The sequence below is a fragment of the Mesorhizobium ventifaucium genome (assembly GCF_935822925.1).
Taxonomy (GTDB): domain Bacteria; phylum Pseudomonadota; class Alphaproteobacteria; order Rhizobiales; family Rhizobiaceae; genus Mesorhizobium; species Mesorhizobium ventifaucium.
Map to the genome: position 1 here is coordinate 248900 of NZ_CAKXZS010000001.1, position 19517 is coordinate 268416.

Below are 19517 nucleotides of genomic sequence, written 5' to 3' on the forward strand. Positions count from 1 at the left end.
ATCGAACACGCAAGCGGAGGAGATCCGTTCGTTCCTGCTGCGAAACGGGAAGACCTACACAGAGGGAAAGGCATGGGGCAAGACTATTCAAATGACTGCACGAGCTTAGTTCCCCTATCTCGCCCAGCATGCGGTTTTGCACGACTTGATCGTTGCCGAACCGCAGTGGCGGGAGCGGGTTGCTTGTCTTGAGAAGGCCCTCGACGACACATTGGCCGACTGGTCGCTCACACCGGTGGTCGAATCGACGTGCTCCCCTCGAGGCTCGTGTGTGGGAGCGCCGGCGTCCCATGATTGTCGCGGTGCGGTTGCCAATAAGCTTGCTCGCATCATCTGGGCAATGATAAAGACCGGCGAGTTGTTCCGTTCCTCGAAAACCTGAGATTCTGGAACCAGGACAAATACCGAATGGCTCAAAGTGGATGACGACGTGATGGAAACGGCAGAGCTGGGATCGAAAAAGCCCGAAGAGCGCGACTCGTTGATGAGGCCTCGATCCTCCATCAGGGCAAGCGACCATGTACCGGTCGCATGAATAGACCGAATACATGAACGCATCCACCGAATGCCATCCGTCTCAAAACTACTTGCGCCCGCCGGGCCCGACCAGACTGCAGAAAAAGCGACGCCCGAGCAGACAAACGGAAACACCACCCAGCTTCAAAAACTACAGACCTAACCGCGTTCCAGTTGAAGTTTTTTTGTTTCTACTCATCAACAGTGGATGGTGAGATTGACCAATCGATCAAGTCGATGGCGCGTTGAAGCGCTGCCTCGGTCCCAGGATGGCTGCGTGAAAAAGCGATGACATAGCCCAGAGAATCTTGGATATCGCCTTTCCTGACGATCGGCGTCTTAGGCCCAACATGCAATTTGACCTCGGTGATGCCTGGTACGGCAGCCGCCCGATGTTCACCATCTATCCAATCGAGGGTGCCATCGCGATCAGGAAGTATGGACCGCCAGCCTGCGATGCGTGAATGACTTCCGCGCAAATTCCATTCGTCGCCGATGGTAAGATTGATGTGCTCGGTGATGAGATCGATACCGCAAGCTAGCTGAATATGCTGAGGCCCGCCGCCTAGACGCGGATTGACTTCAATGACGACTGGACCATACTCCGTCCACCGGAGTTCAATGTTAGTTGGCCCCCAGCCAAGGCCAAGAGCTCGCAAGCAGCTCAGGGAGACACCAGTGATCCGTGCATGGACCTCATTACTTAGCAGGGCGGGAAAGATTCCGCCTCGACAGACGAAATGTGGTGGGCAGCCAAACTCGGAGCTTTCAATCCCAATGATCTCATAACCCATTATATGAGCGACATAAAGCGGGCCATATGCGAACTCTTCGACCAATATCCTCGGCGACGACCCCCATTTGTGCTTCCCTCCCAACAGATAGGTCGTGTGTTCGGCTACCTCATCGACGTTGCGGCACAACCGGACGCCCCTGCTGCCGCTGCCGACGGCTGGCTTGAGGATAACCGGCAGGCCGATCTCCACGGCACAGCTTTCTACATCCCACGCATTTACTGCCAAGCGAAAAGCCGGTACCGGGACGCCGGCCTCGGCGAGGAGCTGACGTTGAGCGAATTTGTCGCAGCATCGTTCAACGGATTCAGGGTTCGGACCCGGCAGATCAAAGTGCCGGCAGAGCTTGCCAACTGTCGCATAGAACGACTCTGCCGAGGAGGTAATGCCAGCAATGTCATAAGTGGCACGAAGCCGGGTACATTCGCGGATCAGCGCATCAAGATCGTCTGTATCTATACGGATTGCCTCGACGCCCTCCGCCACAAGATAGTCGTACTGTGCTGGATCCGCCGACAGGGCAATTGGATGAAGACTAAGGCGTTTGGCCGCTCGGATGTATAGTAGACCATTGCTACTGGTGGCTTCGACCAGTATAAGCGCTTTTCGTGCCATTGTCTATCTCCCAACTTGCGTATTGTGCTGCGGCCCGAGCGCAAATCGACCTCAACTCTAGCCGTGCCTCGCCCCAGACTTCAGGTGAACGTATCACTACACACGATTTGAGATCATGAAGACTTTGTAAATTTACTTGAAGGAGATCTGTTACAACGTTTCATCGCGCAGTGTGGCAAGGAGAAGTACGACCAAAAAAGCTTGCGAAGGCCAAGCCAACCTAGTTGTTTGATCCCAGAATCAAGGGGTGCGCTATGGGCCAGGTTCTTCATGGGAGCGCCACGACGACAGAGGCAGTCCGTCGAGCGATACAGTATAGTCAAAAGAGCCTGAGAGTGCTGGCGAAGCGCTACGGGATCAACCAGAAGACTGTTCCAAATGGCGGGAACGGACCTCGGTGGCCGATTTGCTGACCGGTCCGAGAGAGCCTAGATCGCCAGTGCTCTTGCCCTAGGAGGAGGCCGTCATCGTCGCCTTCCAGCGCTACACTCTGTTGCCACTCGATGACTGCCTCTATGCTCTGCAACCGACGATCCCACATCTGACGCGCTCGTCACTGCATCGGTGTCTTCAACGCCACGGCATCAGCCGCCTGCCGGACGTTGAAGGCGACAGGCGGGCAAAGAAGAAGTTCAAGAGCTATCCGATCGGCTACAGCCCGACCAGGCGAGCTGGAAGTGGTAGAGCAGATGGTCGAGCGGCTGGCCCAAGAATGGACACGCCCGCTGCTACGTCAGTAATATCCGACAGCCCGACCGGCCGGGTTTGGTGAAGCTGACGGAAGATAACCTCCTGCTCTTCGCCGTGGATGGCGCGCCATGACCGAATGCGCCGCTCCAGGGTCCGGCGAATGCCCTCGCTCAGTTCCGGGTGCCGCCGCAGCCTCTCTTCGTAGATGGCGACAGCACGGATGCCTGGCGCCGCCATCAAAAGGGGAACGACCTCGGCCTGAAAGATGTGCTCGAGAGGGTCAGGCCGTCGCCGGCCGCGAGCCTTTTGCTTTTGCGATGGCAGGTCCGGATTCTTCTTGATGCCATAGGCCGTCGCTCTGCTGATCGACGCCATGGCCGCGGCAACCTCGGTCGTGTGTTCCTGTCGTAACGTAATAAAAAGCCTCATCTGGTGGTCGGTTACATGACGGCCTGGCACAAAGGTGATTCTCCATTCTTCAGAACATCGCCAAGGTACTTCAGCCAACCGCGCTCAACAGACGTCGGCACTGACGCCCGGGTTGGTGTAACTCCGTTCGGGCTACGCCCTCACTGCGTCACACCACCCCCGCCGAGTCTCATCTTGATTGACGCTGAATTCGCATTGCATCGCCTAAACTGCTCCCGGATGTTGGGTCGTTGCCTCATCTGATTTGCTCCCCGCAGTTTTGGAGCGGGAGCAAATCAGATGAGGCGGATAAGCATGGTGATGCGAGATGAGCTGGTGAAAGAGGTAGCGGAGCGCTGCGCCGGAGGCGATCGGGCAGAGAAGACGTGCATTCTTGATGAATTGGCGGCGGTGAGCGGCCTTCACCGCAAGCATGCCATGCGTTTGTTGCGGAGTGGACCACCGGCGCAGCGTTCGGGGCTTGATTACAACGCGGTGCGCGAAGCGCTGGTCGTGCTGTGGGAGGCTTCGGACCGCATCTGCGGCAAGCGTCTGAAGATGCTGATTCCGATTCTCGTGGAGGCGATGGACCGTCATGGGCATCTTCATCTAACAGTAGAGAGATCCGCACCCAGTTATTGGCGATGAGCGCGGCCACGATCGATCGCGCTCTTCGCGAGCTTCGAGATATCGCTGGTGGGCCGAAACGCCGTCGCAGCACAGCATCCACCGCGCTCCGGCGCAGCGATCCCAACCTCCTCCGACTGGCAGGATCTCCGCCTGGCTTCGTCGAGGCCGACTTGGTGGCGCACAGCGGACCGACGGCGCGTGGGAGCTTCATACAAACGCTTTGTCTTACCGACGTCGCGGAGCGGATGGACGGAATACGCGCCCTTGCTGGTGCGTGAGCAGAAGCTGCTGAGCGAGGTGCTGACGGAATTACGGCGGCTCCTGCCATTCCAGCTTCTCGGTTTCGACACCGGCAATGACAGCGTGTTCCTGAACGAGACGATACGCGACTATTGTCAGGAGGTCGGCATCGCGTTCACCCGCTGCCGGCCATACCGCAAGAATGACCAGGCCTTCGTCGAACAGAAGAACGGCGCCGTGATGCGGCGCATCGTCGGCTGGAAGGGCTTGAAGCCGCTGCGACCCTGGCACAACTCTCCGCAACGGTGCGGCTGTTCGTGAAACTTCTTTCAGCCCTCCTTCAAGCTGGCCGGAAAGGAACGGGACGGCGCCCGTGTGCGCAAGCGCTATCACCCGGCGGCAACCATGCCAGCGACTGCTGGCACATCAACGCACGGCTGAACCGGTTCTGGCCATGCTGGCGGCAAACACAGGCGCGGCTGGATCCGGTAAAGCTGCTGCGAGAGATGCGATCGGCGCAGCAGCGCCTCGTCGACATTGCCGATGGATCCTGCACGCCGGCGCTGGTGGTGAGCGATCCGGCGCTGGATCAGTTCCTGTCGGTCTGCGGACGGCCTGGAAGGAGGGGGAAATCCGCCCAACCGCAAGAGCCAAGCCGAAGCAAAAGCGGGGTCGTCGGCGACCGGATCCGCTGTGAAGGTCACGGGCCAGCTGCGCGCGTGTTCGACGAAGAGCCCTGGCGGACGAGCCGCGAATTACTGGTGCGCCTGCAGGAGGAGCAGCCGGGGCAGTATCCTGATCAACTTCTGCGCACGCTGCAGCGCCGTTTTGAAGATTTGGCGGAAGGAAAAAGGCACACGCGATGGTGTTTGGGCCAATGCACGTCGGTGAGCAACGAAAATCGTTCGGGAGCATTCCAGGGTGAGGCAATACGAATCTCATCCTGATCGCCGCGCCGCAGCCTAATAGGTACCACGGGCTTCGGTCGATCCCGGTCCAATCGGATTGCAGGGCAATCGGGTGAGTTTAACAGGTGACAAGACGTCTAAGAGCTGAATCTCTCGAGAACATCTGATTCTCGAAGGGACGCTGTGGATGGCCGATGTTTCTTGCAACGCTGGGGCTTTGGCCGAGACGGTTGCTTTTCTGAGTCAATTCAAGGACCTGCCGGATGGGCGGCAAAAGGCAAAGATTCGCTATCCGCTGGATGAGGTGTTGTTGCCGTGTCTTCTGGCCGTGATCGCCGGGGCGGAAACCATCACCGACATCTCGCGCTTTGGCGAGAAGAAGCTCAATCTGCTGCGCCGATTTCGTCCCTTTGCTGATGGCGTGCCGCCCATGATCATCTGGGTGACATCCTCGCCAGCCTCGATGCCGAGCACTTCCAGCGCTGCTTTGTAGCGTGGGTGGCGTCCCGGACGGGCGTGCCGGAAGGCGTCGTTGCCATAGATGGCAAGTCAGTGCGCCGCTCCAGGGGTCCAAGGCCAGCGAGGAGCCCATCCACATGGTTTCCGCCTTCGCCGCCCGCCAGCGCCTGGTGCTGGGGCAGGTCAAGGTGGCGGATAAGGCCAATGAGATCGTCGCCATTCCCCGGCTGCTGGACATGCTGGCCATCGAGGGGGCCGTCGTGACAATTGATGCCATGGGTTGCCAGCGCGCCATCGCCCGGAAGGTCCTGGACAAGAAGGCCGACTACATCTTCGCCCTCAAAGGCAATCAGGGCACGCTACACGAGGATGTCGAACTCTTTGCCGCCGAGCAAAAAGCCAGCAACTTCAAGGACAGCACCGTGAGCCGCGCCCGTACGGTCGATGGCGATCACGGACGCATCGAGACCCGAGACATCACGGTCATCCACGATATCGACTGGCTTCAAAAGAACCATCGATGGCCGGGCCTCAACAGCGTGGTCATGGTCCAGAGCACGCGTGAGACTGGCGGCAAGATCGAGCGGGAGACGCGTTTCTACATTACCTCGCTGGTTCTCATCGCCAGCCTGATCGGCCCCCTCATCCGAGACCATTGGGCGACGAGAACAGCCTCCATTGGGTGCTCGATATGGTCTTCCGAGATGACGAATGTCCCTGCGAACCGATCACGCTCCCGCAAATTTCACCACATTAAAACATATGGCGCTCAATCTCATCCGAGCCGCACCAGGCAAGGACTCCTTGCGACTAAAACGAAAGGTCGCAGCATGGGACGATGAATTCTTGGCAAGCGTCATCTCACGATAATTAACTCACCCGATTCTCCTGGACCGGATTGCGATCACACTTCAACTCCTCGCAATGCAGGAATCGCCGGATTCCTAGTTGTCATCCATGCCTCCTCTCACAACCGAGGGGGGCAGTTCTTCATTTCGTCAGGGGGGCAGTTTCTCAATTCGGCCGACACAGGCGATCCGAGCGGTCTTGCTTGCCAGCGCGACGATTGCGACATCGAAATGCCGCGCGCTAGCAGGCCTGTAACTCAAGCTCCCTTACCCCGTCCGCTTCGAGCGTTGTGAACGGTGGCTCGGGCGCCGTGAATCAGCAACTTCCGGATATAGCTGTCGCCTCTTTTGCTGATGCCGCCGAGCTTCTCCTTCCCGGCGGTGGAATGTTGTACGAGGCATCCGTGGAAACGGTTACCACCATCGGGAGACGGCTCTCCCGTGTTCCGCAGAAAGCTGTCGCGCCTGCAGTTTTGCAAGTTCATGGCGAGTCAACCGGCATGTGTCGTGGCGATGGAAGCGTCCCGAGATCCGGCGACGGTGCCTGCGTGATTTGCAACAACGCACCTGAGACCGGGACGTTGAGATGTGAGGAAGGCATGAACCGCATGGGGCAAATGATCGATCAGGTCGGGGGCAGCAAAGCCAGAGTCAAGTTGAGAGTCCACGCCAACTCGCTTTTCTGATTTGGACTTGATCCGCGCATCACCATACCGGCCCCACGGCATATGAAACGGCCGCAAATCAAGGCCTGACACATGACCGTACTCGATCACATGTCCAATGCTTCAGGTTCTTCCTGGCAAAACGGCTGGCATCTACACAAGGATTTGATGCACACAACTCATTTTCTGGTGACGTGCCGGGGGCCGGAGTTGCCGCTCCTCCCGCTCCGTGTACTGAGGCCTGCGTCCTTCGCTCCCAATCTCGTGTCGGAAGCCGCACAAAATTATGCCCTTGCCTACATACGACTGGGACTCGAATGGCCAAGGTGTTGAATTTAAAATGCTTTCAATTTGGCATAGCGCTTGCGTTTTGAGCTGCGAGGTAACGCAACAACGGAGGCGCTCAAGGCTGCTGGTCCAAGACTGAAGCAGAAAGACGCAGGTTGACTGACCAGAGGAGATTCGGTGGCAGGAACCCAAATGCGTTTCAGCGGATAAACGTAAAGCAAAAATGGTTAGACAAACTACGGGAGAATTGCAGATGCCTGACAAGCTTATCTATGACGAAAATACGGCTTCTGTCTATGAAAAATTTACCACAATGGTAGGTAAAGTCGCTGAGGCAGACGAAACTGCCGCCTTTCTTGAGAGATTTTCCAGCGGAAGAAATGCTCTTGAACTTGGAATTGGCAACGGGCGCGTAGCGGTGCCGTTGAGCGAATACGGCGTCCAAGTCGAAGGCATTGACAATTCGGACAGCATGCTGAAGCTTCTCGCCAACCGTACCGATCAGATCAAAGCTTGGAAGGGGGACATTGCCGATTTCAACTCAGAGCAACGCTACCAGCTGGTCTATTGTGTTTATGGCACTTTCACGCTGCTCTTTAGGCGCGAAGAGCAAATAGCTTGCCTCCGATCGGCCGCAGAGGCGCTAGATGACGAGGGGGTTTTGGTTATAGAAGTGCCAGTGCCAACCTTGCATGGTTTCTTGAGGGGCCAGAGAATATCTGCTAAGCTCTTGGATTACGAGAATACACTTGTCAATGTGGAACTGCACGATTCACTGAACCAGAATTTGACCTCCACTTCCCTCTGGTTTTCTGACAAATCGCTCAGCCGCTCCTCCCAACGTATTCGTTACGTCTATCACCAAGAGCTCGACACCATGGCCCAATGCGTCGGGCTCGAGCTGGCGGAGCGATGGGAAGATTGGGCGAAAGGTGCATTCACCGATGTGTCCAAACGCCATATTTCGGTCTATCGCCGAACCAACCTGTAATCGCACCTACTTATCCTCGACGATTAGACTACGCCTAGCGGGGCTGGACGAGAGGAGCGGATGTTCCGTCGACGTGACGAAGCGCATCGAAACTCAGAAGTGCGGAAGAACTCGACGCTAATTTAAGCGAGGAGATATGGTGGACTTCGCCGATGCCGGCGTTGCTCAGACTCGCGTGAAGCGCAGTTTCTTGACCCAGTCGGTGTTCATCTCGAAACCCTCTTCGGTGACGATCAGCGTCGCCGTCCAGGGCAGGTCGCTGTCGGGCTGGAGCAGGAACCAAAGATCGGAGTCCGCGGCGACGATGGGCGCATTCATCGCGCCGAAATCGGAGCGCAGCCGGAGCACGCCCCTCTGTGCGTCGCTCTGGATCTCGACCTCAAGGGCCTGCGCCTTGTTGGTGTAGCGTCCGGTGAGAGAGGCGGTCGCCTTGGCGTCTGCGCCCAGAGGTGCATAGACCCTCGGCGTGCCGCAGAACGTGCCATCGATCTTACCGTCCGGTCGTGGACTGAGAACAAGGTCGGTAATCCCTCGCTCGGGCTTGGCGCCGCCAGGATGGCCGAAATCGAACGCGGTCACACCACCGGAACTGAGGAAGGTGGGCACGCCGTTCTTGGCAACTAGCTCGAACACGTCGGGGCCGCCTTCCTGCCGGTAACGGCCGGGGGCAAGTTCGATCTGCGCCGGCGCGACGGTGCCGAAATAAATGTCCGCGATACGGCGGGCGGCGGCGAAGGCGGCAACTTGGTCGTTGTTGGCTATAATGACGATGCCGAGCCCGTCGTCGATGAAGCGCATCGATTGTGACTTGCCACCGGCAACCGAACCCCCGTGGCCAACTGTCCGCCGGCCTCGATAGACGTCCGTCACCAACCCGAGCCCGTAAAGGCCGGTAGCGCCATTGTCGAAGACGCAAGGCGTGGCCATCCGTTGATACATCTCCGCTGTGCCGACCTTGGGGTTATTTAGGTTCTGCTGCCAGACCACCATGTCGTCGAGCGTCGAAACTATGCCCCCTCCGCCGTCTTCTTCCACCCCCCAGCCCAATTGGGCCCAGCCGTCGGCGCGTTTGGTATAGTGCGCGGCTAGCCGTTTCATGACGGAGCCGTCGTGCAGCATGAGCGAGGTGTCGCACATGCCGAGCGGGCCGGTGATGCGGTTGCGCAAAACCTCGTCGAAAGTCGCGCCCTCGATCTGCTCGATGATTTCGTACAACATGAAGAAGCCGGAATTCGAATAGATCATAGCACTCCCGGGCTTGAAGTTGAGCGAGTCTTGCCTGGCTATGATCTCACGGATTGTCTGGCGGTCTGACGGCGTATAGATCGACCGGCCACTGACAAACATGGCCGCCAGAAAGTCGCGGTACCCGCTGGTATTGGAGGCAAGTTGCCTGAGAGTGACCGGGTGCTCGAGCCGAGGCACATAGGGCAAATGCTTTTGCACATCGTCCTGTAGGCTGAGCTTGCCTTCTGCCTCCAGCATCAGGATCAACAATACGGTGAACTGCTTGCTCTGCGAACCAATGCGGATGATGGTTTTGCGGCCCATCGGTACGTCGTCGTTTATATTCGCCAGACCATAGGCGCTAGCGAAAATCTCGCGACCGTTCTCCGTCACCGCGACGACAGCTCCAGGCATTTCAGGCCCGCTGAACTTGCTGAACAATGCATCGACACACTTAGCAAAATCGACATGTGACCTAGTCATATGGTCGTTCCCCTGTGGTTGTGCTGGTGAATTATTGGAGACCGAATGCGAAACGCTTCGATATGTTTGATGCCTAACGACCCAGTATCTCTCCAAATCGCGCTGAGTTCTCAAGGCGTTACTCAAGATCAAAAAGGTTATAGATAGCGCTGCGTCAAACACAGTTTCTATATTGTCGTCATCTAGAAACCAGATCGAGATGACCCACGTGCGACCTGTACGGGGTCGCATCGCACTTTCCAAAACATGGATGTCGAAGGTCCCATACAGAGAGAGCCGTAGACTAGCCCTCGGTTTCGTCACGGGCGTCGGGCGACCGTCAAGTTGTGTGCGTCAAGTTCTGCAAAAATGGCGTGGCGTTCAGCGATGACGTTGGGGTGTCCGCCGCCCAGCCCCCGTTTCTAGCGGAGCGGCGGACACACCGGTGCTCAGGCGGCCAATGCCCTCAGGCTCTCCTTCTTGTGCTCGCGCAGATGCTCCATGTTGAGATAGCTGGTCGCCTCGAGCCAGTTCTCGTGGATCTCCACCGCCAGCGCCCGCACCACCCGCAGACAGCTCTGCGGGCTGGGGAAGGTGCGCACGACCAGGGTACGCCGCGCGATCTCCTGGTTCAGCCGCTCCAGTATGTTCGTCGACTTCATGTGCTTGGGTGGGCAAGTGGCAGCCGAGAGAAGCTCGGTGTCTCCTCGATATTGTCCTCCACCCAGTTCACCAGCTTGGGGTACTTGGCGTGCCATTTGCCGATCTACTGCGCCAGATCGCACTTGACCTCGGCAAGGTTGCGCCGGTCGTAGAACCATCTGAGCTCCATCAGGCAATCGTCGTCGACTTACGCGGCACGTAGTCGAGCGCGTTTCTGAGAAAGTGCACGTAGGGGCCGGTGAAGAAGTCTCCTCCTACTGAGTCAATTGGGAAGTCGTTGATTGTCTGGAGCGTTCGCGATGCTGGGACGCAAGGAGCGCGATTAGCTTGAGCTGTTCATGACTGGCTCGCTGCGGTAGCTTGTTCCTGATGATCTTATTCTCGCGCGGGTCGATCGTGTGCTGGATCTGTTCTGGATGCGTGACGAAGTGGCGAACGTCGACTGCACCGACAATGGCCGCCCGGGCATTGATCCTGAGGTTGCGGTTCGACTGATGCTCACTGGATTCCTGCTTGGAATTGTGCATAACCGCCGGCTCATGCGAGAGACGCAGGTCAACATCGCGATCCGTTGGTTTGTCGGCTACGGTCTCCACGAAGCACTTCCCGATCACTCTTCCCTGACACGCATCCGCCAGCGTTGGGGCGAGGCACGCTTTCGCCGGATCTTTGAGCGCACAGTGCAGGCCTGCATCGAGGCCAAGATCGCCGAGGGCGAGGTCGTCCACGTCGATGTTTCGCTGATCCGAGCCGACGTAAGCTGGGACAGCTTGGCGGTGCGCCATGTCGAGGCGGTGAACGCTGCTAACGAGGAAGCGGCGGCAAAGAATAGCCGCAAGACCGGAAAATTCAAGAAGATGTGCGTAACCGACCCAGATGCCACCATGGCGACAAGAGCCCGCAATCGCCGACTTGAGCCGGCCTACAAGCAGCATGCCGTGGTCGATGATCTGCGCGGCGTGGTTCTCGATGTCGCGGTGACCACCGGGGAGATCAGCGAGGGGCAGATGATCGTGGAGCGGATTGACGCCGCTGCCGCTTCATGCTCCGCAGAACCGCGATGATCTGCTCTTCGTAAACCGCCTTCTCTTCATCAGTCCGTCCTTCAATCAAGGCTCTCAGATGGAAGACATTCTCAGTAGCAGGTCGCGACGAGCCGCCGCCACAAACCCGGCCAGGACGCACCGACCGAATTGCGGCTCGATCTGAATCATCTCAAAACCAGATGACCGCGATACACACACTGAATTTGACGTAAGCTCCGCGGCAATTGAAAATCTAGTACGTAAAAAGCGCAAAACCGCAGACGGGAGCGCAAAACCGCAGACGGGGTGAAACAATGAGCTTTTTTGGTAGGAAAGCAGGCGCTTAATGCAGCCGACTTCGTCCGATGTCGCGGTCAGGCGCTGACTTCGTCGCCGACCGAGCTTCGTTGCGATTCTAGACGACCTGTGGCGCCGGAAAAGCGGCCATTGATGCTTATGTGAAAGCCGTTCCACGCCGACACCAGCATCAAGGTAGCGGCCCTTCATCGACGAGACAGATTAGAACTGCGGAGTGAGTGGATTCTAATTGCAAACGAGAATCCCTTTCAACGACCGACCTGCAGGAGGGGCCGCAGGAGCTAAGCCAAAGTCCACGCGGCAGCAAGATCCCGCCGGCTTTGCTCCATCCAGCAGATAGGCACGTGCATTAACCGCGCTCAACCAAGAAGGGGAACTGATTCATGGCAATCTCACGACGCGAAATCATTAAGACGGGTTTGGCCGCCGGAGCGGCTGTATCGATCCCAGCGGTTCTGCGGGCACAGACCTTGCCAGCGGACGCTCGGACCGTCCGAGTAGTGAAGCCCGGGTTCCTCACCGTCTTTGATCCCGTCGCTACGACGACTTACAACTCCGCCGACCATGGCCTTGCGGTTTACGACACGCTGTTCGCGCTCGACTCCAAGTTTATTCCGCAGCCGCAAATGGTAGGAAAGTGGAGCATTTCGGAAGACAAGATGACGTATACCTTCGAGCTCCGGGATGGCTTGGGGTGGCACGACGGCACCCCCGTCAATGCGGCGGATTGCGTCGCTTCGATCCGCCGCTGGGGCCAGGTGCATCCTGGCGGACAACTGATTATGGCGCGCGCAAAGGATATCTCGAAGAAGGACGACAAAACCTTCACGATCGCGCTCAAGGAGCCATTGGGGCTCCTGATTGATATTCTGGCGGACCTTACGACGCCGTGCCTGTTCGTCATGCGCGAGAAGGACGCCAGTCGCCCCGCGACCGAGCAGGTGACCGCGAATATCGGATCGGGGCCGTTCAAGTTCAATCACGCGCTTGCCAGGCCGGGCGCGACCTTCACCTACGACCGGAATGAACAATACGTCCCACGCAGCGAAACGTCGGATGGATTCGCCGGTGGGAAGGTCGTCAAGGTCGATCGTGTAATCTGGAATAATATGCCGGATCAGCAGACTGCTGTCGCGGCCCTGCAAGCGGGTGAGATTGATTTCCTCTCAGGGCCGCCCGCCGATCTTTACCCGGTGATCGAGAGCGATCCCAATCTTGAACTCCAGGTTCTGAACAAGGCGGGCGATGTATATTTCCTGCGCATGAACTGTCTGCAGAAGCCGTTCAACAACGTCAAGGCACGTCAAGCAATGCTTCACCTCATCGACCAGGAGGCGTTCATGCGTGCTGTGGTCGGCAACCCACAATACTTCAACACCATCACTGCGGCATTTGGGAGTGGGACGCCCTACGCCAACGATGAGAATACGGGCTGGTTCAAGAAGGGGGGCGATCCGGAAAAGGCCAAGCAACTCTTTAAGGAGGCGGGTTATACCGGCGAGAAGGTAATCATTCTCGATCCCACAGACTGGCACGAAGCAGACGTTGCCGCGCAGCTTTTAGCGGATTCCCTGCGAAAGGTTGGGATCAACGCCGAACTTGCGCCCAGCGATTGGGGTGGGGTTAGCGCGCGTTTAAAGAACAGAGGCCCCGTTGAGGGAGGCGGCTGGAGCATCTTCATTACAAACGAATCCACTTTCGATCGCAGCAATCTGTTTAACTCCACTCAAGTAGCGAATGGCGAGAGCGGCTTTGCTGGCTGGCCGAAAAGTGACGAATATGAGGCTCTTCGGGCCAAATGGGCGGATGCCGAAACGCTCGACGAGCGCAAAGCGCTGGCCCGCAAGATGCAGCGATTATATTGGAATTTCGTTGGAACCGTTCTGCTGGGTCAAGCTGTCTCACCAATTGCGCGCCGCAAGACGCTCACCGGCCTCATTGGCATGCCGGCGCTCACGCCGATGTGGAAGATGGAGAAGGCCTGAGCATGGCCGCATATATCCTTCGCAGGATGCTCTCGACCATCGCGGTCATGGCGATGGTCGGTATTTTCGTCTTTCTGCTTCTTAGGCTGGCGCCCGGTGACCCGGCGGCAATGATGGCCGGCAAGGCGGCCACTGCGGAGAGGATCGCTGCCATCCGCGAGCAGCTGGGATTGAATGATCCTGTGCCAATCCAGTTCGTGCGTTGGGTCAGGGACATGCTTGGCGGCGATTTCGGCATTTCGATCTTTGCCGGACGACCGGTTCTCGAGCTCATCTCCCAGCGGCTTGAACCGACGCTTTCGCTGTCGATCCTGACAATGATCCTTTCGGTGACGATCGGGGTCTGCTTCGGCATCCTTGCCGCGTGGCGAACGGGCGGGCTCGTCGACCGCCTCCTCACAGCCTTTTCGGCATTCGGTTATTCCGTCCCGGTCTTTGTCATCGGCTATTTTCTCATCTACTTCTTCGCTATCAGGATACACTGGTTACCGGTCCAGGGATATGTGCCGATCGATCGTGGCCTCGGACCATGGTTCGCACACCTGATCCTCCCCACCGTGGCTTTAGGCCTTGGCTACATTGCATTCATCGCCCGGGTCACGCGAGCGAGCATGCTTGAGGTCTTGTCGGAAGATTATATGCGAACGGCCGCTGCCAAGGGCGCTTCGTCCTATGCCATCCTTTTCCACCATGCTCTGAAGAATGCCGGCGTTCCGATCCTAACTGTGATCGGCATAAGCTTCGCTTATTTGATCGGGGGGGTTGTCCTCACGGAAACGGTGTTCAATATACCCGGAATCGGTCGCTTGGTTGTGGATGCGATCAACAATCGCGACTATCCCATAATCCAGAGTGTGCTCATCCTGACTTCGGGTCTGTACGTTCTTATCAATCTCGCGGTTGATCTTTCCTACACCCTGGTCGACCCTCGCATCCGGTACTGATTGTGGCGCTCCTCACCCCAGCAGTTGAATACGTCCCAACGGGCCGCCTGCGAATATCTGACCTTCCCCGTTTTGCAAGGCGACATCCGCTGGTCATTGCAGGCGGTGGCCTCTTAGGGCTGTTGATCATTCTGGCGCTCGCCGCCTCGCTTTACGCCGGCGATCCATCGAACATAGATCCCTTCAAACGTCTGCAGCCGCCTTCCGCTGAAATGTGGTTCGGGAGCGACAATCTGGGCCGGGATGTTTTTGCGCGAACGATCTTCGGGGCCCGGATATCACTCATGGTCGGATTGATGTCGGCAGCATTCGCGGCCTTGGGTGGGCTCCTGATCGGGATCATTGCTGGCTACAACCGCCCCTTCGACAATATCGTAATGCGGGTCATGGATGGCCTGATGTCGATCCCTACGATTCTGCTGGCCATTGCACTCATTTCACTGACAGGCCCCGGGATAGGCATTCTCATCGTGGCCATCGCGATCCCCGAGACGCCAGCGGTCGCTCGGCTGGTTCGTTCGGTGGTTCTGGGGGTTCGCGAGCGCCCATATGTGGAGGCGGCGCTCTGCGGGGGTGCGCGCCTGCCCAAGGTGATCTGGCGGCATATCCTGCCGAGCACCATTCCGCCGCTCATGGTCCAGAGCGCTACCGTCTGCGCCAGCGCAATCCTGACGGAGGCGGGGCTGAGCTTCCTCGGCGTGGGCGTTCCACCAGAGATTCCCAGTTGGGGCAACATGATCGCCAGTTCGCGCCTGTATCTCGCCATTGCCCCATTGACGATCTTCGCCCCGGGCATCTGCCTTGCCGTCACGGTCCTCGCCGTCAACCTGCTCGGCGACGGCCTGCGCGATCTGTTCGATCCCCATGCCAAGCGAAGGCGCTAATATGCAGATGCATCAAACCGTAGGGGGCGACGTGCTTCTCGATGTCCGTGACCTTCAGACGCACTTTTACGGCGAGGACAGCGTCACCCGCGCCCTGGGCGGCATCAGCTTCCAGGTGAAGAAAGGCGAGACGCTCGGCGTCGTCGGCGAGTCGGGGTGCGGGAAGAGCGTCACCGCCCTCTCCATTCTACGCCTGCTGCCGAGGCTGACCGCCAAGACCGTAGGCGGCCAAGTACGCTTTCACGGACGCAACCTCCTTGAGCTGTCCGATCGGGAGATGCGACAAATCCGCGGCGACCAGATCGCCATGATCTTCCAGGAGCCGATGACTAGCCTGAACCCCGTCTATACGGTCGGCCACCAGATCGCCGAGGTGATACAAATCCACACGAAGGCGTCCCGCTCGGTAGCCATGGCAAGAGCCGGAGAGATGCTCCGTCTCGTCCGCATCGCGGACCCCGAGCGCCGCGTCAACAACTATCCGCATGAAATTTCCGGCGGTATGCGACAGCGCGCCATGATCGCCATGGCTCTTGCCTGCTCACCGGAACTGTTGATCGCGGACGAGCCAACCACTGCGCTCGACGTCACTATTCAGGCGCAGATCCTGCGGCTCATCGTAGATCTGAAGGAGCGCACGGGAACGGCCGTAATGTTTATCACGCACGATCTGGGCGTTGTAGCCGAAACGTGCCAACGCGTAATCGTGATGTATGCTGGCCGGATCGTAGAACAAGCGACTGTCATTGATCTCTTCGCGCGTCCCGCGCATCCCTACACTCAGGGACTTCTGCGCTCGGTGCCTGACCGGCGGCGCGCCCGACATCGCCGCCTTCCGGAAATTCCCGGCATTGTGCCAAGCCTGCGCGAGCCTATTACCGGGTGCAGCTTTGCGCCTCGGTGTCCGTTCGCAACAGACATTTGCCGCGAGAAGACACCCAGCCTGCGTGATGTCGGGTCGAGCCACGCCACGGCTTGCTGGCGCGCGGAAGAGGTGATGGGCGCATGAGTGGTCCTTTGCTGAAAGTCGAGAATCTGACCAAGCATTATCCGCTTGGCTCGGGAATCTTCAAGAAAACCATTCCGGTAATCCGAGCGGTAGAGGATGTGTCCTTTTCCGTCGAGGCGGGTGAGACGCTATGCATCGTCGGCGAATCCGGCTGCGGCAAGTCGACCGTGGCGCGTCTCCTGATGCGGCTCGTCGAGCCAACTGGCGGGCGCGTGCTGATCGACGGGACCGACATTGCGGGCCTCAAGAAGGACGCACTTCACGCGTGGCGCCGTCGGATGCAGATGGTGTTCCAGGATCCTTACTCGTCGCTGAATCCGCGCCTCACCGCTGGACAGATCATCACCGAACCCGTCGAGAATTTCGAGCGCCTCGGCCGAAGGCAGCGGCAAGCGCTTGCCGCAGACCTTCTCCGAAACGTCGGAATGTCGCCCGAGATGATGCACAGACTGCCCTCCGAGTTGTCCGGCGGGCAACGACAGCGGGTCGGTATCGCCCGGGCGCTGGCGCTCCGGCCCTCGCTCATCATCGCCGACGAAGCGGTGTCAGCCCTTGACGTATCCGTACAGGCACAGATCTTGAACCTGCTTCTAGATCTCCAGCAGCAGATGGGTATCTCGTTCGTCTTCATCTCACATGACCTTGGCGTCGTGGAGTATATCGGGCGTCGCGTTGCGGTCATGTATCTAGGACGGATCGTGGAACTCGCTCAATGCGAAGCGCTCTTCGCCAAGCCGGTCCACCCCTACACCGAGGCGCTAATCGCAGCAGCGCCGGTGCCGGATCCCACCCGAGCTCGTCTGGCAACACCGGTCGAGGGCGAAGTGCCGAGCCCCATCAATCCGCCAACAGGATGTGCGTTCCACCCGCGCTGTCCACTCGCTGTCGAACGTTGCCGCATCGACGTGCCGCCTCTTGTGCCGATGGCAGATGGCCGGGTCGTGGCCTGTCATGTGCGCGCTCCGGCCGGAGACGCCCGTCACCTAGCGCCTGTAACGGGCGATCATCCGCTCTATCCTGTGGCCATGTCAGATACACTTTCGATTCGAGCATCTCGAGTGCACCGCTGACACTGCCACCGAGCATCGTTCCCAAATTCAGCGAAAAGAAGAGAAAAGATTATGGAAAAATATACACCACAGATCGGTTCTCATCTGGAGCAACAGGGTGCCGAATACGACAGGGTCGGTTCGATTGCAACGAACGTCGCGGACGGCTTCACAATGGTAGCGGTCGGGGATCTCATCCTATCGCGACCGCTGACCAGATACGAACATCCCGGCTTCAGCGACATCGTCAAGATTCTTTGTGATGCCGATGTCACCTTCGGCAATATGGAAACCCTGATCTTCGATATCCGAAAGTTCAACGGGAGTCCCGAGGCTGAGCACGGCGGTGCGTATCACATCAGCGTACCGGAACTCGGACCCGATTTGAAGGCGATGGGGTTCAACGTCGTCGGTCGCGCGAACAACCACACACTCGACTGGGGTCTTGAAGGCATGCGCGAGACGAGCCGGGTGCTGGATGAGAGCGGTATCGTCCATGCAGGTTCTGGCGAGAATCTCGCACAAGCTGGCGCCGCTCGCTTTTTGGAAACAGCACGCGGTCGCGCTGCATTGGTGTCATTGGCTGCAACGTTTGCGCCTATGTCTCGAGCGTGCGATCCCGCCGGCGAGGCTCCCGGCAGACCAGGGCTCAATGCCCTTCGTTTGACCCAAAGCATCGTGGTGCCGCCGGAGATGCTTGAGACTTTGAGGCGGGTACGTGATGCGTTGCCAGGCTACAAGGTCGGCGAAACGGATCCGAATCGGGTCGTGGTCGATGGTAAGATATATAAGAGAGGCAACAAGGCCGGCTACAGCTACGAAGCAGACCGGCGCGATGTCGCCGACATTCTACGAAACGTTCGTCGGGGCAAGCAGTTCTCCGACTTCTGCATGGTCACCAATCACTGTCACAACCCCGGGAATTGGAGCCAGGAGCCGGCCGACTATGAACAAGCGTTTGCGCACCAAATGATTGATGCCGGAGCGGACGCATACGTCGGACACGGACCGCATCTGTTGCGAGGGATTGAGATCTACAAGGGGCGGCCCGTCCTTTATAGTTTGGGGAATTTCTTCTACGACGACCTCCGGACCCCCGTGGGGGCTGACATGTTCGAGGCCTATGGCCGCGATCCGCGAGTCGACACGGATGCAGAGGTGACGGTCGACGAGGAGGCAAAAGGATACCCGACGGCACAGGGATTTGTAGAAGCGCTCTCCTCCCCAGTCTACTATCAGAGCGTAATCACAGTCAGCCACTTTGAGCAGAACCAGCTTGCCGAATTGCGGCTTTATCCGGTCGAGCTCGGTTACTCGAAGAGGTTTGCCAACCGGGGCATCCCGCGGCTGGTCACGGGTTCGCAAGCCAATGCCATACTGGAGCGTCTTAAAATGCTGTCGGAGCCGTTCGGAACCCAAATAGCGGTCGAGAACGACGTTGGAGTCGTCAGATTGAGGCCGACTTCGCTGTGATCACTCGCCTTGTGCTGCTCCACCTAATTTGTCTGTGATCCATTCCGAGTGCTCGGTCCGGCTAGATACTTGTTGAACACTTACGCGGCTATGCAGGCCAGCTGTGCCGTCAGGGTAATCAGAGTCTATTAGGTGGAGCATTGAGCAGGGCCGGGCGCGCAGACGCCTGAACGGCAGGGCCTGCTCGCCGAGACGGGAAGGCTGTCAAGATCGCGAGAGTTGAATTCGAATGTGTGGCGCTGATGCGGCCAGACGAGGCCCCCGGCAGATGTCCCCACCGCATGCTGATAGATGTTTGCGGATCAGATCACCATCTCGTCAACTCGGTTGAACGCTAGCGGATCGCCACTCCTCACCCCCGTGTGAAGCGACGCCTGATCGCATCAGGCGTAGCCGCCATCTCGTCGGCTGTGAAGAACGTCGATT

At 58.3% G+C, this 19517-nt stretch carries 11 protein-coding genes and 7 pseudogenes; 13 read left to right on the forward strand and 5 right to left on the reverse strand.

Going from position 1 to position 19517, the window contains the following annotated elements; genetic code table 11:
• Window positions 1–275 precede the first annotated feature (275 nt).
• Window positions 276–382, forward strand: a pseudogene (locus NMG70_RS33160) (IS110 family transposase); the annotation flags it as partial.
• Between the two features lie 325 nt (window positions 383–707).
• Here NMG70_RS33160 and NMG70_RS01140 read toward each other — a convergent pair.
• Window positions 708–1925, reverse strand: a complete 1218-nt coding sequence (locus NMG70_RS01140) for an ATP-grasp domain-containing protein (RefSeq protein WP_254022819.1) — start codon at window positions 1923–1925, stop codon at window positions 708–710.
• A gap of 254 nt (window positions 1926–2179) precedes the next feature.
• Here NMG70_RS01140 and NMG70_RS01145 point away from each other — a divergent pair.
• Window positions 2180–2580, forward strand: a pseudogene (locus NMG70_RS01145) (transposase family protein); the annotation flags it as partial.
• Between the two features lies 1 nt (window position 2581).
• Here NMG70_RS01145 and NMG70_RS01150 read toward each other — a convergent pair.
• Window positions 2582–3074 (reverse strand): annotated as a pseudogene (locus NMG70_RS01150) (IS21 family transposase); the annotation flags it as partial.
• 249 nt (window positions 3075–3323) lie between these two features.
• On the opposite strand from NMG70_RS01150, the pseudogene NMG70_RS01155 reads away from it, so the two are divergent.
• The 3 genes and pseudogenes from NMG70_RS01155 to NMG70_RS01165 all read left to right on the forward strand — a co-directional run.
• Window positions 3324–4745 (forward strand): annotated as a pseudogene (locus NMG70_RS01155) (transposase); the annotation flags it as partial.
• 243 nt (window positions 4746–4988) lie between these two features.
• Window positions 4989–5294, forward strand: a complete 306-nt coding sequence (locus NMG70_RS01160; protein ID WP_254022820.1) for a transposase family protein — start codon at window positions 4989–4991, stop codon at window positions 5292–5294.
• A 103-nt stretch (window positions 5295–5397) separates the two neighbouring features.
• Window positions 5398–6102: an ISAs1 family transposase gene (locus tag NMG70_RS01165; protein ID WP_254022821.1), complete on the forward strand. Its 705-nt coding sequence runs from the start codon at window positions 5398–5400 to the stop codon at window positions 6100–6102.
• 156 nt (window positions 6103–6258) lie between these two features.
• On the opposite strand, the pseudogene NMG70_RS01170 reads toward NMG70_RS01165, so the two are convergent.
• Window positions 6259–6500 (reverse strand): annotated as a pseudogene (locus NMG70_RS01170) (transposase); the annotation flags it as partial.
• 814 nt (window positions 6501–7314) lie between these two features.
• On the opposite strand from NMG70_RS01170, the gene NMG70_RS01175 reads away from it, so the two are divergent.
• The gene (locus tag NMG70_RS01175; RefSeq protein WP_254022822.1) at window positions 7315–8052 is read left to right on the forward strand and encodes a class I SAM-dependent DNA methyltransferase; all 738 of its coding nucleotides are present in this window, start codon (window positions 7315–7317) and stop codon (window positions 8050–8052) included.
• A 165-nt stretch (window positions 8053–8217) separates the two neighbouring features.
• Here NMG70_RS01175 and NMG70_RS01180 read toward each other — a convergent pair whose 3' ends face one another.
• Window positions 8218–9993, reverse strand: a complete 1776-nt coding sequence (locus NMG70_RS01180) for a serine hydrolase domain-containing protein (protein WP_254022823.1) — start codon at window positions 9991–9993, stop codon at window positions 8218–8220.
• 197 nt (window positions 9994–10190) lie between these two features.
• Window positions 10191–10635: pseudogene (locus NMG70_RS01185) on the reverse strand (transposase); the annotation flags it as partial.
• Window positions 10636–10742: 107 nt separating this feature from the next.
• Between NMG70_RS01185 and NMG70_RS01190 the strand changes: the two are divergent.
• The 7 genes and pseudogenes from NMG70_RS01190 to NMG70_RS01220 form a co-directional block, all read left to right on the forward strand.
• Window positions 10743–11447, forward strand: a pseudogene (locus tag NMG70_RS01190) (transposase); the annotation flags it as partial.
• 683 nt (window positions 11448–12130) lie between these two features.
• Window positions 12131–13732, forward strand: a complete 1602-nt coding sequence (locus NMG70_RS01195) for an ABC transporter substrate-binding protein (protein WP_254022824.1) — start codon at window positions 12131–12133, stop codon at window positions 13730–13732.
• Between the two features lie 2 nt (window positions 13733–13734).
• Window positions 13735–14676 carry an ABC transporter permease gene (locus NMG70_RS01200; RefSeq protein ID WP_254022843.1) on the forward strand — a complete coding sequence of 314 codons (942 nt, stop codon included), beginning with the start codon at window positions 13735–13737 and terminating at the stop codon, window positions 14674–14676.
• Window positions 14677–14723: 47 nt separating this feature from the next.
• Window positions 14724–15560, forward strand: coding sequence for an ABC transporter permease (locus NMG70_RS01205; RefSeq protein WP_436798323.1), 837 nt, complete (start codon window positions 14724–14726; stop codon window positions 15558–15560).
• 1 nt (window position 15561) lies between these two features.
• Window positions 15562–16569, forward strand: coding sequence for an ABC transporter ATP-binding protein (locus tag NMG70_RS01210; RefSeq protein WP_254022826.1), 1008 nt, complete (start codon window positions 15562–15564; stop codon window positions 16567–16569).
• On the forward strand, window positions 16566–17639 hold the full coding sequence (locus NMG70_RS01215; RefSeq protein ID WP_254022827.1) for an ABC transporter ATP-binding protein: 1074 nt from the start codon (window positions 16566–16568) through the stop codon (window positions 17637–17639). The genes NMG70_RS01210 and NMG70_RS01215 overlap by 4 nt, the downstream gene beginning before the upstream one ends.
• 51 nt (window positions 17640–17690) lie before the next feature.
• Window positions 17691–19091, forward strand: coding sequence for a CapA family protein (locus NMG70_RS01220; protein WP_254022828.1), 1401 nt, complete (start codon window positions 17691–17693; stop codon window positions 19089–19091).
• Window positions 19092–19517: the final 426 nt, after the last annotated feature.

Excerpts from the sequence above, each read along its gene's own strand:
- NMG70_RS01215 (WP_254022827.1), top strand. The coding sequence starts at position 16,566 with ATGAGTGGTCCTTTGCTGAAAGTCGAGAATCTGACCAAGCATTATCCG.
- NMG70_RS01220 (WP_254022828.1), top strand. The coding sequence starts at position 17,691 with ATGGAAAAATATACACCACAGATCGGTTCTCATCTGGAGCAACAGGGT.
- NMG70_RS01195 (WP_254022824.1), top strand. The coding sequence starts at position 12,131 with ATGGCAATCTCACGACGCGAAATCATTAAGACGGGTTTGGCCGCCGGA.
- NMG70_RS01165 (WP_254022821.1), top strand. The coding sequence starts at position 5,398 with ATGGTTTCCGCCTTCGCCGCCCGCCAGCGCCTGGTGCTGGGGCAGGTC.
- NMG70_RS01210 (WP_254022826.1), top strand. The coding sequence starts at position 15,562 with ATGCAGATGCATCAAACCGTAGGGGGCGACGTGCTTCTCGATGTCCGT.
- NMG70_RS01175 (WP_254022822.1), top strand. The coding sequence starts at position 7,315 with ATGCCTGACAAGCTTATCTATGACGAAAATACGGCTTCTGTCTATGAA.
- NMG70_RS01200 (WP_254022843.1), top strand. The coding sequence starts at position 13,735 with ATGGCCGCATATATCCTTCGCAGGATGCTCTCGACCATCGCGGTCATG.
- NMG70_RS01180 (WP_254022823.1), bottom strand. The coding sequence starts at position 9,993 with ATGCGACCCCGTACAGGTCGCACGTGGGTCATCTCGATCTGGTTTCTA.
- NMG70_RS01140 (WP_254022819.1), bottom strand. The coding sequence starts at position 1,925 with ATGGCACGAAAAGCGCTTATACTGGTCGAAGCCACCAGTAGCAATGGT.
- NMG70_RS01160 (WP_254022820.1), top strand. The coding sequence starts at position 4,989 with ATGGCCGATGTTTCTTGCAACGCTGGGGCTTTGGCCGAGACGGTTGCT.